We start from the raw sequence: 14,773 nt of genomic DNA, 5'->3' as shown, positions 1-14,773 counted from the left end.
ACTAATCTATTCCTTCAAATTTAAGATATTTCAAAAGTAGAATTTGATTTTTCAAACATATCTGATGATTCGGCTTATGATAAGACAATCTCCTCAAAGCTGTTTCCAAATCCATCAAACCTAACGCATACAAACGTACTGTATCAATGACATTATCATTGGCAACTCCACCATCGATATAATCATATTTATTCGCAATCGGATCTAAATTGCGACATCTTACAACAAAGTCAAGCCACTCTGTGTCGTAACATGGGAACGATTTATATTTTGCCTCTGATAAATAACCATCTTTATCAAATTCATAAATATTCACAACTGGATCCGCGTTTCTTTTTCTTGACACAGATTGTGCCCAAGACCTTGCTTGATCCAACAGTGGAGTAACATAAAATCCTTTTCCAAAATCCAGATTGTCTCTTCCGACATGACATAATGGAGAGGCTACCACCAATGATGTACCATGATATACTTTCATATACTTATATTTCTATTGTGGATAAATTCAAGGATTGAATCATCCACATATTCACGACTTTGTGTATGGAGTGGTTCATAGCAATCTACCATATATTGAAGTGCACCGGATTCCTTCATGGCAGCATACACCTCAATATATGGACGGTTGAGCCTACGGGATAATGTCTCTATACTCGTAGCCACAAAACCGAGGATACGTTCCTCTCTTGTCAATTCGACTAAATATGGCAACATATTTCTACATTTTCAAAACTTACATCTGCAAAAATAACGAAACATATCAGATTTCCCAACTTTTAGAACACAATTTTTTATCTCCCTCATCGTTAATAGTTTAATTTATTGTAGATAATCTTCCGCAATCTGCAATAAACCCGGTCTTTGGAAGAGTTATTTCCGCTGAAATGGCTTTACAAAGTCAAATACTGATATTGAATCTGCTGTATCGGTCTGTATCGGTTGTATCAGACCGATACAGGCGATACAGACCGATAAAGCTGAAACGTCTGAAACAGCTGAAACGTCTGAAACGACCGAAACAGCAATCATTCCGCTTGATGCTGCTTGATATAGATTGTTCCCAAATAATTTCCCCCCAAATAATTTTCCCTAATAATTTTCCCTATGAACGACTCCGACTTGATTAAAATGATTTCCAATGGCTTCGAATCCGCTAAGGCGGGGAATGCTGTCAAGGTGTATGAGCATGTGGCTCCTTTTCATGACAACGGCTCAATGCCCATCAAAAGCCATTACCCCTTCGGCTGGATAATATATTATGCCTTGCATCAATCGCATGACGGAAATATCGATACTCGGAAAAGGATGCTCGCCCGCTATCTGAAGTTGCAGATTAAGGTGCCTCACAAACTACACTCCATGATTCTGACAGAGGCGATACACCTCTACAAAGATTCAAAGGATGCCGTCTACAACAATAAGTCGGATAAATCCGTCAGATTCTCTATCGTCAATTTCTTCAAGCTATGGAATCAGGATAACCTGCGTCCCGGCGACTGGAACAGAAAATCGCTTGATGACAAACCGCTCAGTTCCACCGTGGAGAAACTGCTCACCCTCTGCGTTGATGAGTTGGAGGAGACCCGCACCCTACCCTCTCCCAATTTCATTGCCCTAATCGACAAGGCGGTAGACACGTATCCCGACAGCTTCAATCTTCTAAGCCAACGCGCTGCCCTGCATATCCTCGCCAATGAGACGGCAAAGGCTGCCGAACTGCTGCGCAAGGCTCTGCTACTCGCCCCGGGCAAGTTCTACCTCTGGAGCAAACTTGCCGCAACCGTATCACCTGCCGAGAACCCTCATCTGCACGTCGCAATCCTATACCGCGCACTCAACGCCCCAGGTCCGGAGCAATTCAAAGGGAAGATACGGTTATCCATTGCCGAGACTCTCGCGTCGAGAGGTGCTTTCCCTCAGTCACTATGGGAGCTTCAACAGGTGAAATCCATATATGAATCAAACGGCTGGCATCTACCGGCAAAATATAATGCCGTAATGCAGAGAATCCCGAATGATACGATTGCCGATAATCCGGAACACATATACCGGAAGGTGGCTCATCTTGCCGATGAGGAGGTCTACAGCGGTCTGCCGACAGTGGTGATGACCAAAACCTATCATAAAAAACCGGACCCGACAAAGACCGGATCCGGTTTCAATAAACCTGTAACCGCATGGAGACTAACCGACTCCAACGGTAATAATCTATGGATTCAACCTCATAGATTCAGAATAAATCCGGATCTCCCCACCGGCACACGCGTAAACGTAAGTATATTCAGCGGCAAGGTGGTAAAGGCTGAGATTTCCGATTAGTTATATGGCATCATTTCCTACGGCAATTCACTGTCTTCAGATTCTTCATATCCGACGATGAACCATAGAGGATACGGCAATCACCCTTTAGCGGCTGCATATCGCCGGTTGAGGGATTATACCAGTTGAACTGCTCCGGAGTAAGCGAGAATTTCACATCCGCAGATTCCCCCGGTTTAAGGGTGATGCGACGGAAATCCCTCAACTGCATCTTCGGACCCTCTGCGTCTGCCGGATTCGCAATATACACCTGCACCACCTCATCGCCAGCCATATCTCCGGTATTCTTTACCGGCACGGTCAGCTCATAGTTATCACCACGTTTTTTCACGCTACCCTTACCGTAGTCAAACGTGGTGTAGCTCAATCCGTGTCCGAACGCATACAACGGCTCACCCTTGAAATAGCGGTAAGTGCGGTTGGTCATGTTGTAATCCTCAAAATCGGGAAGGTCGGATGTTGACTTATAGAACGTCAAAGGAAGTTTTCCACCGGGGTTATACTCTCCCAACAGCACGTCTGCCACTGCCTCGCCACCTGCCTGACCGGGATACCATGCCTGAAGTACGGCTTCTGCCGGAACTGCCTCATCGGTAAGAGCCACTGCCGATCCGGAATAATTGACGTAGACCACCCTCTTTCCTGCCTTTGCAAGCGCATCAAGCACACGCTGCTGCGACTCAGGCAACTCTATGATCTCCCTGTCGCCACCACGGAAACCCTTAACCGCCACCTGCATCTCCTCGCCTTCAAGCATTGGGGAGAGACCTCCGGCAAAGATAACCACGTCGCAATCCTTTAGCTGCTCCGTCACCGATGCGAGATCGAGCGGCTTCTGACTGCCGAAATCGAAATTAAGCGATGCGCAGTCGCCCTCAGTGGCGTTGAACGTCACCTCTATGTCGTAGCTACGACCCTTCTCTGCCTTCAGCACGTAAGCACGTTTGCTCTTCATATTACCACCTCTAAAGACGCATTTCCCATCTATGCGCAATGTCATGTAGCCCTGTGTCTGCATCGAGAAGGCGATCTCCTCCGTGGCGGGTGCCGTGAACGTTGTCTTGAACAGACCGGAGAATCCTCCGAGGTTAACACCCGGTGCCCATACTATCGCGCCTGACGTGGTGAGATTTATCGGGGTGGTCTGACTGTATGTCACCTCCGGATTCTCCTTCAGATTGATATCGTTTGAATCTATCCAGCGGTTCCAGTAATAGGCATCGAAACCGGGTTTGCCATTTGAGGCGCAGGTATTGGCAAAATGGCTCTGAACGCTTATGTCGGCGGTATGATCGATACCGTCAACAAACACCAGATTCCCCTCCGGCAACTTATCACGCAATGCCGAGTAGAGGGTGGACGTGGATGTTGGGAATCCATTGTAGTTGCCCCATTGCATTATTGAATCGTTGGCGTTCGGTCCGACAAGACCTACCTTGATACCCTTCCTCAACGGGAGTATGCCGTCATTTTTCAGAAGCACTATTGATTCCCTTGCCACTTTCTCTGCCAGCTTACCATGCTCTGCCGAACCTACGACCGAATATGGTATTTTCGTCCATTCCACCAATGAATCATCATCCATCTCCCCAAGCTCATAGCGTGCCTCCATCAACCGGATTACAGATCGGTCAATCGTCTCCTCGCTTATCAATCCCTTCTCGACAGCCTCCACAAGGTTGCCGTAGGTCTGTCCGCATTCAAGATCCGTGCCCGTGCGCACTGCCGTCGCCACCGCATGAGCGGCATCCGGCTCCGTGCCGTGGCGTCCCGGTTCATAGAAATCATTTATCGCCCAGCAGTCAGAAAGGACGATACCCTTATATCCCCATTCATCGCGTAATATACCGTTGAGCAGACGGTTGCTTCCGCAGCATGGCTCACCCTCATAACGATTGTAGGCACACATCACCTCCTTCACGTCGGCATCCTCAACAAGAGCCTTGAAGGCGGGAAGATACGTCTCATAAAGGTCGCGGAGCGAGATATTCTCGGCATTATAGGAGTGACGGTTCCATTCCGGACCGCTATGCACCGCGAAATGCTTTGCACACGCATGAAGCTTATGATATTTAGGCGAATCACTGCCGGAATATCTTCCCCCCTCATAGCTGTCGCCCTGAAGTCCGCGCACCACGCTCGTACCCATCCTTGATGTGAGATATGGGTCCTCGCCGTAGGTCTCATGTCCGCGTCCCCAACGTGGGTCGCGGTAGATGTTGACGTTGGGAGTCCAGAACGTAAGACCCTGATAGATCTGCAACGGACCATTCTGCTTGGCAACCTGATTTTTGGCTCTCGCCTCATCCGATGTAGCAGTGAACACATCATATACCATACGGTCATCAAACGTGGCAGCCATACCGATGGGCTGAGGGAAGACGGTGGCAAGACCGGCACGTGCCACTCCATGAAGAGCCTCGTTCCACCAATTATATTGTTTTATTCCGAGACGGGGCACTGCCGCCGATTCATGTTTCATCAACGACACTTTCTCCGGAAGCGTCATCTCCTTGACTATGCTCACCGCCCGCTCATGGGGAGAAGCAGTGTGATCCTTATATATCTGTGCCGACATCGGCAATGTCGCTGCCAATGCACATAGTATTACGGAAATCTTTTTCATACGTAAATGGGTGTTAGGGGTTATAATTTTGAGGATGAAGGATTTAAAGGATTTAAGGGTTTTAAGGTCATTATTGTCATTATTGACTTTAAGGACTTTATTGACTTGGGGCCTTATATCCTTAATTTGAGATGAGTATTTATAGCGTGTATCCGCCGGATGAAATTGTCAAAGCGATTTGATAAAAAAATCCTGACGGATATGACACCTTATATATATCATAACCGCCAGGATATTTCTTTATTGCCTTATATAGCCGTCAGTTTGTTTATTCGCCGCGACTTTCTTTATTAAAGATGTGACGCAGACGCGAGAATATACGTTTTGCCGTTGATTCGGTCGGCACTACGTTGGGAGTGTTCTTCAGGCTCTCTATCGCAGCCTTCTCGGCATCCGTCAGCGATTCCGGCACGTAGACCATGACATTGACCAGAAGGTCGCCACGGTTGCTCGTGTTCATCTGAGGCAATCCCTTACCTCTCAGGCGTAGCACCTTACCGGGCTGTGTACCGGGGGCAATCTTCAGACGTGCACGCCCGCCGATGGTCGGAATCTCGGCAGTACCGCCGAGCGCCGCTGTCGGGAAGTCAAGCATAAGATTATATATCAAATCATTGCCATCCCTTATCAGATCAGGATCCTTCTCCTCCTGTATGACTATGAGCAGATCTCCATTGACTCCGCCGTGGCGTGGCGCGTTGCCTTGTCCGCGAAGTGTTAGAGTCATGCCGTCTTCCACTCCGGCAGGGATATGGAAGCTGACAACCTCCTCTTTCTTCTCAACTCCGGTGCCTCCGCAATATGAGCATGTCTCTGAGATGATCTTTCCCTCGCCATTGCAATCCGGACAAACTGCCTCGCTCTGCATGGCTCCGAACATTGTCTGCTGCACACGAGAGATATATCCCGTGCCATGGCAACGCTGGCAGGTATGGAACGCTGTGCCATCTTTAGCACCCGTGCCCTTACAATGCGAACATGCCACCATACGGGGTATCTTCAGCTTCTTGTCTACACCATCCATGACGTCTTTCAGGGTGACTTTCACTGTGATGCGCAGATCGGTGCCTTTGTTCACGTGCTTACGGGTGCGACCGCCGCCGGTAGCTCCTCCGAATCCACCACTGAATCCGCCGCCGAAACCATCACCGAATATGTCGCCGAAATGAGCAAAAATATCCTCCATCGACATGCCGCCACCACTGTAGAAACCGCCGCCACCGCCGGCACCGCCGAATCCTTGCGGACCCATCGAATGACCGAACTTGTCGTAACGGGCGCGTTTATCGGCATCACTCAACACATCGTATGCCTCGGCTGCCTCCTTGAATTTCTCCTCAGCCTCCTTGTCGCCCGGATTCTTGTCAGGGTGGTATTTAATCGCCATCTTGCGATATGCCTTCTTTATCTCATCGGCACTTGCCCCTTTCGAGACGCCAAGCACCTCATAATAATCTCTTTTCTCTGCCATGGCTTACCTCTCATTTTATGGTTTCATCATTCACAATCCTACCGGATCACTGTGCCACAACAACCTTGGCGTGGCGTAAAACCTTGTCATTGATCATGTAGCCTTTCTCCACAGTATCGAGAATCTTACCTTTCTTCGACTCATCAGGAACAGGCACTACCGATATCGCCTCATGACGGTCTGCATCAAACACATCGTCAGAGGGATCAAACTCCTTGACGCCATTTTGGGAAAGATATTTCTTCAATTTATTATATATCAATTTCATACCCTCCTTGATGGCATCACTGTCATCGCTGTTTTCCGAAGCCTTAATCCCGCGCTCGAAGTCATCCATGATCGGCAACAAACCTTTGAGAACGTTCTCGCCGGCATTCTTCATTATCTCGCTCTTCTCCTTCAGGGTGCGCTTACGGAAATTGTCGAACTCAGCCATGAGAAACAGATATTCCTTCTTCTCCTTCTCCACCTGTGTACGAAGAGATTCAACCTCCTTACGAAGTGAAGATTCCTCTGTCTCCTCTGCCGGGGCGGCATCTTTATCGCCGGAAGGATTCTCCTCTGCTATGGGAGACTCTTTCTCCATATTCTCATCCTTGACCGCTTCCTCCTGAGAGAAACGGGCATCTTTATCTTCTGTGTGTTTATTATTTCCCATAATGGATAGTTGTTTTTTAATTCTTGTTTACTCAAATATTGCGCCAATAAATGTTAAAATCCGCATCAGCCTACATAAATCGCATCATATCGATGGCATTCTTTATGAGCCTTAGCGATTTTATCCTCTTATCCTTGATAAGTATTTTTTACAAGCCTATAATTCAAACAACCAAACTCCACTATAAGTTGAGATAAATTTATCACGTGCCGCCTTAGCCGCCTCTCCGTCAGTATAGATTCCATAGATAGCGGAGCCGGATCCCGACATGGAGGCATACGTTGCCCCGCTTTCATAGAATGTATCCTTCAACTCTGCCAACTTAGGATAAAGTGGGAAAAGGGATGCCTCAAAATCGTTGACCACCATATCTTTCCAGCGTTCCAACGGCAGATCGGGCAGGAACCGCAGATCAAATTTCGGCTCCTTGGGCGAGATGCCGCTGAATGCCTCTTTGGTCGACACATGGATTGCCGGCTTGACTATCAACAGCCATCTGCCGCTGAGGTCAATCTCCACCGGAGTCAATATCTCGCCTATACCCTCTGCAAAGCAGGGGGTGTTGTAGATGAAGAACGGGCAATCTGCCCCAAGCTTCACCGCCATGTTACACAATTCGTTACGTCCGAATTTCTCACCCGTAATCTCGTTGAGCGTCATGAGCGTGAATGAGGCATCCGCACTTCCGCCGCCAAGTCCGGCTCCATCCGGCAGATGCTTGTCGAGTATGATGTTGAACATTCCCATATCCGACAGGTCGTCATACTTTTTCACATACGTCTGGATAAAAAGAGTGGCTGCCTTGACCACAAGATTCTTCTCAGGAGCACAATCTATGCGCCGCCCCATCAGCTGAAACCGGCAACCGCTGAGCTGGTTGCTGTCGGTGTTGACCTCAAGTATATCGTCGAATGCTTCCGGCTGCTGAGGCATGCCGCTTTCTATTCCGACCGGAAAAAATACTGTCTCAAGATCATGATAGCCGTCTTCCCTCTTACGCACTATATTCAATCCGAGATTTATCTTGGCGTTTACAAATTTTATCATAGTCTATTTCCTTGTTATTTCTACTGTTCGCTTCCATTCTGCTGCAAGTATGGCTCCACGGAGCATCAGATAACTCAGAAATGCACTCCAAAGATACCCGTTGCCCCTGACACCGATGCAGAAACCATCCACCCCATAATCTACAAACGCAATTATATAGAAAACAATTGTAGAAAAAAACGTGGCATACATCATTTTCTTTGTCGATGTTATGCCCACATAGAAGCCATCGTAGATAAATGCCCATGACGACAAGAGCGGTATCAATCCTATCCACACCCTTAGATCCACCACGCCTTCCAACACTCTACCACTATCAGTAAGCAATCCGGATATAAGTCCGCACCCTCCGGCATAGACCGCACTGAAGAGGAGCGACATCAGCAGAGTCCAACCCAGGAGAGCCTTTACCGTGGAGCGGAGTGTGGTCATGTCGTGCGAACCGAAGTAACGCCCGACGAGAGCCTCCGCACTGAATGCAAATCCATCCATGAAGAAGGAGAAGAATTGGAAGAGCTGCATGATTATAACGTTGACTGCAAGCGTCAACGCGCCGAGGCGCGCACCGGCTGACGTGACACCCAGACTGACGCATATTATACATGCCGACCGAAAGAAGAGATGGACGTTGACAGAAAAGAATTTGCCCACTCCCCCTCTCACAATATCCCTTACGCCACACCATAGGGGCTTACCTCTTCTGAATCGCACCGCACAGGCGTAGGCTATCGCAAGACCTATCCAATTGGCACACAAAGTGCCCCACGCAACCCCCTCGAATCCAAGCCCAAGTCCGAACACGAAGAGGAAACTGAATGCGATGTTGATCACATTCACCGATATAGATATTGCCATGGGATATGCCGTGGTCTGCATACCGACAAACCAGCCGCTTATCGACATGACCCCCAATAAGGCGGGTGCCCCGAATATACATATCCGGAAATATCGCCTCACGTAGTCCATCACTTCCTCCTCCGCTTGAATCACACGGAGGAGCAATTCCATTATCGGAAGCTGCAACAGGATTATGCACACTCCAGCCGTAAAAGCTATACCTAATGATCGGGAAAACACCTTCCTGATGCTGAGGTCGTCCCCTTTTCCGAATGCTGTGGCTGTGAGTCCCGTGGTGCCGGCACGCAAAAATCCGAAAAGCCAGAACACCACGTTGAGCATCACCGACCCCACGGCTATCGCCGCAAGATACAGTTCCGAGCCAAGATGCCCGGATATGGCTGTGTCGCAGAGACTGAGCAGAGGCACCGTGACGTTGCTGACAATCGCGGGCACACTAAGCCGTAATATTTCCTTATTGATATCTCTCATATATAGTTACTAAAAAATTCCGGTCGCCTTCGACAACCGGAATCTTAATCTCGCTTTGTGATATGTCTCGTTCAGTCCACCTTATGAAGGTCATGACCCATGCGTTCCTTCTTGGTATGCATGTAGAAGCGGTTGTATCTGTTGGGCTCCACCTCTATCGGCACGTTTTCAACCACCTCAAGTCCGTATCCCTCCAGACCGATTCTCTTCACCGGATTATTGCTCATCAGCCGCATCTTCCTGATTCCTAAGGCATGAAGTATATTGGCACCCACGCCATAGTCGCGCTCGTCTGCCTTATGACCGAGATGCAGGTTTGCATCAACCGTGTCGAGACCGTTCTCCTGTAGTTTATAAGCCTTTATCTTATCCATGAGCCCGATGCCTCTACCCTCCTGATTCAGATAGATCACCGCGCCTCGCCCCTCCTCCTCTATGCGTTGCAGGGCAAGGTGGAGCTGTTCGCCACATTCGCATCTCATCGAACCGAAGATATCGCCCGTAGCACATGACGAATGCACTCTCACGAGCACAGGCTCACCGTTGCTGATATCACCCTTGATAAGGGCAATATGCTCCAGACCGTTGTCTTTCTGGCGGAAAGGTATCAGTCGGAAATGCCCGTAGGCAGTGGGCATATCCACCTCTTCACCCTCCTCCACTATTGAATCATTCTTCAGCCGATAGGCTATCAGGTCGCGGATGCTGACCAGCTTCAAGCCCCATTCATCGGCACGCTTACGCAATTCGGGAAGACGGGCCATCGACCCGTCGTCGCTCATTATCTCCATGAGTGCAGCCGCAGGGTTCAGTCCGGCAAGACGGGCGAAATCCACAGCCGCCTCCGTGTGGCCGCATCTCTGGATCACGCCACGGTCCTGTGCGTAGAGTGGGTTGATATGCCCGGGGCGTCCGAACGTCGCCGGGGTTGATGCCGGATCTGCCAACGCACGTATGGTGGCGGCACGGTCTTCTGCCGAAACGCCCGTGCTGCATCCCTCAAGCTTGTCGACCGTCACGGTAAACGGTGTGCCGAGAACTGACGTATTGTCCTCAACCTGATGAGGCAGGTCAAGTTCCTTACAGCGTGCATTGGTGATTGGCGCACAAAGCACTCCGCGGGCATTCTTCAGCATGAAATTCACATCATCAGCCGTGATTTTCTCTGCCGCGATTATAAGGTCGCCCTCATTCTCCCGGTCCTCATCATCCACAACTATGATGAATTTCCCCTGACGGAAATCATCTATCGCCTCCTCTATCGAATCAAGTTTTATTTTATTATCCATTGGATTATACAGATTTTTCAATGTGCAGCCTACGGAAGACGGCACATCACGTTTGTCTGATTTTTGTTTTTATTCAACTACGAATATGGAAAAGTTGACACTGCCATACACCCTATGCTGCGAGAATCCCGGAAGCCTGGAAAAATCCCGCGTCTTTGAATGCTCTATTATCACTACAGTGCCGTGCTTGACCATGCCGGATGAGAGTATCATCTCCGGCACCTCCTCAAATCGCGGATGATCGTAGGGAGGGTCGGCGAAGATGAAGTCAAACTGCCGGTGGCACGTGGCTATAAACTTGAATACATCCCCCTTTATCACCCGCAATGACTCATCGCCAAGTTTCTCCTTCACGCTTCTTATAAACCCGGACTGTATGGGCGACAACTCCACGGCAGTCACTTCCGAACATCCACGCGAAAGAAACTCAAAACTGATCGCTCCCGTGCCGGCAAAAAGATCGAGAGCAGTCTTCCCCTCGAAATCATCAAGATTTTCAAGCACATTAAACAGATTCTCACGTGCGAAATCCGTTGTCGGACGTGCCGTAATGTTCTTAGGCACCTCGAAACGCCGACGTCCATATTTTCCTCTTATGATTCTCATGACTCTATTCTTTGTTTCCACAAAACTTACCCAAGGCTTCGGCAGTCTCTTCCGGCAGATGATCCCCCGTAAGCCTGCATGCCACCTCTGAATAGGCAACGCCGTAGACCTCCATTATGTTGAGTGCATGATACACAATATCATCTCCGGAAGTCCATCCGTGGGTAGATGCGGAGATCAGATCCCTTCCATTCAGGAATACGAAATCCGCCTCGCCTTCCCTCACTTCCACATACATCCGATAGCCCTCACCATCATTGCGGCATCGCTTCAGCATATCCATAAGGTTACATTCCACCCTGGCTCCGGGGAACGTGCGGCGTAGGAATCCCTTCAATCCGCGAGCGGGAGCATACGCCACCGTCACGTCGGCATCGCTGCCTGTGATGACGTCAGAGGGATCCGCCTCATATAATGCTGTATAATACGTCTCCTCCCCACCTTCAGATTCCTCAGCAAGCTCCGTAGGCAAGAAGACTGTGCGCGGGTCATAAATTATTATCTTTGCGGAGAAATCGTCAAGCACCCGGGGATGATCATACACTGCATTCTCTATATTGCGCAACAGATTGACCCCGTCTGCCTCCCATTGGGTGGAAAATAGCATTTGGGGTTCAAGATCCGTGTGAATCGTGTTTTCCAAATAGGCGACTATCCCTGTATTAAATATCTTCAGTATCAGCCGCCATTGACCTGTATCGGCAAAATCTGCCACGGTAAGTCCGTTCATATTTTACTCTTTATGGAGCGAAATTACAAAAATAATCCCACTTTTGCAATTTCTGTACAAGTCAAGCCTGCTCATACAGTCAAATTATATCCCAAATTCCCCATGTCTGGCAGCCTATCTCCCTGTCAGCACGACATCTCGCCCCTGAGACTACATTCCATAAAGACTTTCACCTCAGATGCACTCATCCCCCTACCAAGCAGATACATCAGTTTGGTGATCGCCGCCTCCGAAGTCATGTCATGCCCGGAGATAACCCCGGCATTCGCAAGATCAAGACCCGTGACGTAACGGTATGGCTCAACGCTTCCGTTGTAGCACTGCGTGATGTTGAGCACCACGATCCCTCGGTCAACCGTCTCCTTTATTGCATCGATAAACCATTGGCTGTTAGGTCCGTTACCTGCACCGAACGTCTTTAGCACGATACCCTTGATATCCGGCGTGGCAAGCATGTGGCGCACCACCTTCTCCTCTATGCCCGGAAACAGGTCGATAAACATTACGTTGCAATCCATGTCGTAATGCACCTTCAGCGGCTGGTCTGACCGTCCGCCGCGCCATAATGACTCGCGGTTGAACGTGATGCCAAGACCGATCTTCGCTAATTCCGGATAGTTGTTGCTCTTGAAGGCATTGAAGTTATCTGCACTACGCTTGGTGCTGCGATTCCCTCGCCAGAGATAGTTCTCAAACAATATAGCCACCTCTCTGACAGTATGTTCGCCGTTGGCATCGCGGGCTGCAGCTATCTGGAGCGAAGTGATCAGGTTCTCCTCTCCGTCGGTACGCACCTCCCCTATCGGCAATTGCGAACCTGTGATAATCACCGGCTTGTTGAGATTCTCAAACATGAAGCTGAGGGCAGATGCCGTGTAAGCCATTGTGTCGGTGCCGTGAAGCACAACAAAACCATCATATTTCTCATAATTATCCTCGATCACTTTCGCGATCTCACCCCAATGGCTCGGGGTCATGGCGGAAGAATCGATAGGCTGCTCAAATTGATGATGGGCTATCTCAAAATCAAGCATCTTCAGTTTTGGGACACTATCTATGAGATGGTCAAAATCAAACGGTTCAAGTGCCTTAGTGACCGGATTTTCTCGCATGCCGATAGTGCCTCCGGTGTATATCATCATGATTTTAGGATGAGAGTGGTTGTTGTGCATAGGCGGGAAAGTCTTTTTATTTGTCGCAAATTTAGCATTTTGTCAGTAATATTCCAAGAAATTTCATAAAAATCGGCATTCCGGATGTCGGATTGCTCCGAATCTCCCATTTTCTCCATTTCATTATGCAACTAATTACCCTTATTCTCCGCTCATATTTCAACAAAAAAGGATGTCTGTTTCCCATTAGGAAACAAACATCCACTGTATTGTAGGATAATATCTATTTCTATAAATATATCTCAGACAACGGTCACTCCGCCGGACGCAACCATCTGTAGCCGTAGAAATGCTGACCATCGATCTTGAACAACCTTGACAATGGATATGGATCTGCCGTCACGTTGCCGTTTTCATGAGAGATATGGATAAGATGCGGCTCACCGTCAACCATCTCTATGAATCCCACATCATAGATGTCGAAATCAATCTCCTGCGAGAGCATCATTATTATGTCGCCGTCCTTCATTATCTCATGAAGAGGTTTGTTGGCGGCACTCTGTTTCTTAAGATGTGGTATTCGGTGGCTACGGTAGCCCATCTCCATCATGCGCACCTTGTCATATACCTTAGGATCTTTAAGCGCAGGATACTCATCCTTGTGGCGGGTGATATAGTCAAGGGTCTTTGTCTTGAATCCGCCCCCGGTGACGTATTCGGTCATCTCCTTCAGATGTCCCCTGTAGACGTTATCCACAATCCAGTCCGCCCCATAGATAAGCTGTGCGCTGAAGCCATCATCTATACCCTTACGGCGACTGATGGATTCAAGCGATTTCTCAAATTCCTTTATCGTCGGCAATTTCCGCATGCTTGCGTCAGCAAGGGCATAGACTATGTTGACGAAGCCCATGCGGTCAAAGCTGTGAAGGTTGACCATGATGGTGCCGATGGAATCATTGTCGTGAGGTTCTGACCACGGCGTGCCTTCCAATTGTTTCGCCACAAAGACACAACGTTCGCCAATGGAGCCGCCATTCTGTGCTGCCATTGACAATATCTTATTGATTTTCACCGTATCCTCCTCGCAATGCAGACGGAAGGCTGATGCCGATAGGCTGACGAAAGCGAGCATCATCCCGAAAAGCATACCTCTGAAAACCCTCTCTTTTCGCATTCTTATAAATAGCTTCATTTAAATAGTGTCATTTAAATAGTGTCGTTGTTGATTTACCAAATTTTATGCAAAGGTAACAAAATTATTCCGATTACTTCCCCTTAATCCCTCTTTTTAACGAACTGTTTTTTATACTCCATATAAAGTCTGGGTTGGAACAATTGGTCTCCGCACACTTGAAACCTTACACCTCCAACACCGCATCCGGACGAAACGTATAATTTTCACCACGGGAAATATTACTATATCCTGAGGTCGCATACCGTTATGATTTTTAGCCATATCCAAAATAAATTTGCAATTCGCGAATTGCAAATTTATATATATTGTATCAAATTTGCAAATATTATTATGATTAACTGATGTTGTCTAAATGTTATACCAAACTTCATCATGCTTTTTGTGATTT

General features: G+C 48.4%; 13 protein-coding genes. 1 reads left to right on the top strand and 12 read right to left on the bottom strand.

Features of this window, described 5'->3' with window-relative positions:
- Nucleotide 1: 1 nt before the first annotated feature.
- Together E5331_RS14070 and E5331_RS14065 are read right to left on the bottom strand one after the other, a co-directional pair.
- Entirely contained in the window at nucleotides 2-478 is a 477-nt protein-coding gene (locus E5331_RS14070; protein ID WP_123483214.1) for a DUF3990 domain-containing protein, read from the bottom strand.
- Nucleotides 475-714: a DUF3791 domain-containing protein gene (locus E5331_RS14065; protein WP_123483215.1), complete on the bottom strand. Its 240-nt coding sequence runs from the start codon at nucleotides 712-714 to the stop codon at nucleotides 475-477. Before E5331_RS14065 ends, E5331_RS14070 begins: the two co-directional genes overlap by 4 nt.
- A 390-nt stretch (nucleotides 715-1,104) precedes the next feature.
- Here E5331_RS14065 and E5331_RS14060 point away from each other — a divergent pair, with 390 nt between their 5' ends.
- On the top strand, nucleotides 1,105-2,319 hold the full coding sequence (locus E5331_RS14060) for a tetratricopeptide repeat protein (protein WP_123483216.1): 1,215 nt from the start codon (nucleotides 1,105-1,107) through the stop codon (nucleotides 2,317-2,319).
- 10 nt (nucleotides 2,320-2,329) lie between these two features.
- On the opposite strand, the gene E5331_RS14055 is transcribed toward E5331_RS14060, so the two are convergent.
- The 10 genes from E5331_RS14055 to E5331_RS14010 form a co-directional block, all read right to left on the bottom strand.
- The gene (locus E5331_RS14055; RefSeq protein ID WP_123483217.1) at nucleotides 2,330-4,945 is read right to left on the bottom strand and encodes a glycoside hydrolase family 3 protein; all 2,616 of its coding nucleotides are present in this window, start codon (nucleotides 4,943-4,945) and stop codon (nucleotides 2,330-2,332) included.
- A gap of 268 nt (nucleotides 4,946-5,213) precedes the next feature.
- A complete protein-coding gene (gene dnaJ, locus E5331_RS14050; RefSeq protein WP_123483218.1) occupies nucleotides 5,214-6,416 on the bottom strand; it encodes a molecular chaperone DnaJ in 1,203 nt (400 codons plus the stop codon).
- A 46-nt stretch (nucleotides 6,417-6,462) separates the two neighbouring features.
- Nucleotides 6,463-7,074: a nucleotide exchange factor GrpE gene (locus E5331_RS14045; protein ID WP_123483219.1), complete on the bottom strand. Its 612-nt coding sequence runs from the start codon at nucleotides 7,072-7,074 to the stop codon at nucleotides 6,463-6,465.
- A 156-nt stretch (nucleotides 7,075-7,230) separates the two neighbouring features.
- Nucleotides 7,231-8,121: a 4-(cytidine 5'-diphospho)-2-C-methyl-D-erythritol kinase gene (gene ispE / locus E5331_RS14040; protein ID WP_123483220.1), complete on the bottom strand. Its 891-nt coding sequence runs from the start codon at nucleotides 8,119-8,121 to the stop codon at nucleotides 7,231-7,233.
- Nucleotides 8,122-8,124: 3 nt separating this feature from the next.
- Nucleotides 8,125-9,450: an MATE family efflux transporter gene (locus E5331_RS14035; RefSeq protein WP_123483221.1), complete on the bottom strand. Its 1,326-nt coding sequence runs from the start codon at nucleotides 9,448-9,450 to the stop codon at nucleotides 8,125-8,127.
- A gap of 71 nt (nucleotides 9,451-9,521) precedes the next feature.
- Nucleotides 9,522-10,739 carry a bifunctional 3,4-dihydroxy-2-butanone-4-phosphate synthase/GTP cyclohydrolase II gene (locus tag E5331_RS14030; RefSeq protein ID WP_123483222.1) on the bottom strand — a complete coding sequence of 406 codons (1,218 nt, stop codon included), beginning with the start codon at nucleotides 10,737-10,739 and terminating at the stop codon, nucleotides 9,522-9,524.
- A 69-nt stretch (nucleotides 10,740-10,808) separates the two neighbouring features.
- Nucleotides 10,809-11,345: an RsmD family RNA methyltransferase gene (locus tag E5331_RS14025; RefSeq protein WP_123483223.1), complete on the bottom strand. Its 537-nt coding sequence runs from the start codon at nucleotides 11,343-11,345 to the stop codon at nucleotides 10,809-10,811.
- Between the two features lie 4 nt (nucleotides 11,346-11,349).
- Entirely contained in the window at nucleotides 11,350-12,075 is a 726-nt protein-coding gene (locus E5331_RS14020; protein ID WP_123483224.1) for a DUF3822 family protein, read from the bottom strand.
- Nucleotides 12,076-12,200: 125 nt separating this feature from the next.
- Nucleotides 12,201-13,217 (bottom strand): asparaginase, encoded by a 1,017-nt coding sequence (locus tag E5331_RS14015; protein ID WP_275441226.1) that lies wholly within the window; start codon nucleotides 13,215-13,217, stop codon nucleotides 12,201-12,203.
- A 283-nt stretch (nucleotides 13,218-13,500) separates the two neighbouring features.
- Nucleotides 13,501-14,382 carry an N-acetylmuramoyl-L-alanine amidase-like domain-containing protein gene (locus E5331_RS14010; RefSeq protein ID WP_123483226.1) on the bottom strand — a complete coding sequence of 294 codons (882 nt, stop codon included), beginning with the start codon at nucleotides 14,380-14,382 and terminating at the stop codon, nucleotides 13,501-13,503.
- Between the last annotated feature and the right edge of the window lie 391 nt (nucleotides 14,383-14,773).

Origin of the sequence: Lepagella muris (assembly GCF_004793975.1) — a bacterium.
Taxonomy (GTDB): Bacteria; Bacteroidota; Bacteroidia; order Bacteroidales; family Muribaculaceae; genus Lepagella; species Lepagella muris.
The sequence above is the reverse complement of the archived record's forward strand: the minus strand, read 5'-3'. Positions and strand labels throughout refer to the sequence as shown.

Bases quoted from the DNA above. Each gene is read 5' to 3' on its own strand.
- E5331_RS14010 (WP_123483226.1), bottom strand. From the start codon at position 14,382: ATGAAGCTATTTATAAGAATGCGAAAAGAGAGGGTTTTCAGAGGTATG.
- E5331_RS14055 (WP_123483217.1), bottom strand. From the start codon at position 4,945: ATGAAAAAGATTTCCGTAATACTATGTGCATTGGCAGCGACATTGCCG.
- E5331_RS14030 (WP_123483222.1), bottom strand. From the start codon at position 10,739: ATGGATAATAAAATAAAACTTGATTCGATAGAGGAGGCGATAGATGAT.
- ispE (WP_123483220.1), bottom strand. From the start codon at position 8,121: ATGATAAAATTTGTAAACGCCAAGATAAATCTCGGATTGAATATAGTG.
- E5331_RS14015 (WP_275441226.1), bottom strand. From the start codon at position 13,217: ATGATGATATACACCGGAGGCACTATCGGCATGCGAGAAAATCCGGTC.
- E5331_RS14035 (WP_123483221.1), bottom strand. From the start codon at position 9,450: ATGAGAGATATCAATAAGGAAATATTACGGCTTAGTGTGCCCGCGATT.
- E5331_RS14025 (WP_123483223.1), bottom strand. From the start codon at position 11,345: ATGAGAATCATAAGAGGAAAATATGGACGTCGGCGTTTCGAGGTGCCT.
- E5331_RS14020 (WP_123483224.1), bottom strand. From the start codon at position 12,075: ATGAACGGACTTACCGTGGCAGATTTTGCCGATACAGGTCAATGGCGG.
- dnaJ (WP_123483218.1), bottom strand. From the start codon at position 6,416: ATGGCAGAGAAAAGAGATTATTATGAGGTGCTTGGCGTCTCGAAAGGG.
- E5331_RS14045 (WP_123483219.1), bottom strand. From the start codon at position 7,074: ATGGGAAATAATAAACACACAGAAGATAAAGATGCCCGTTTCTCTCAG.
- E5331_RS14070 (WP_123483214.1), bottom strand. From the start codon at position 478: ATGAAAGTATATCATGGTACATCATTGGTGGTAGCCTCTCCATTATGT.
- E5331_RS14065 (WP_123483215.1), bottom strand. From the start codon at position 714: ATGTTGCCATATTTAGTCGAATTGACAAGAGAGGAACGTATCCTCGGT.
- E5331_RS14060 (WP_123483216.1), top strand. From the start codon at position 1,105: ATGAACGACTCCGACTTGATTAAAATGATTTCCAATGGCTTCGAATCC.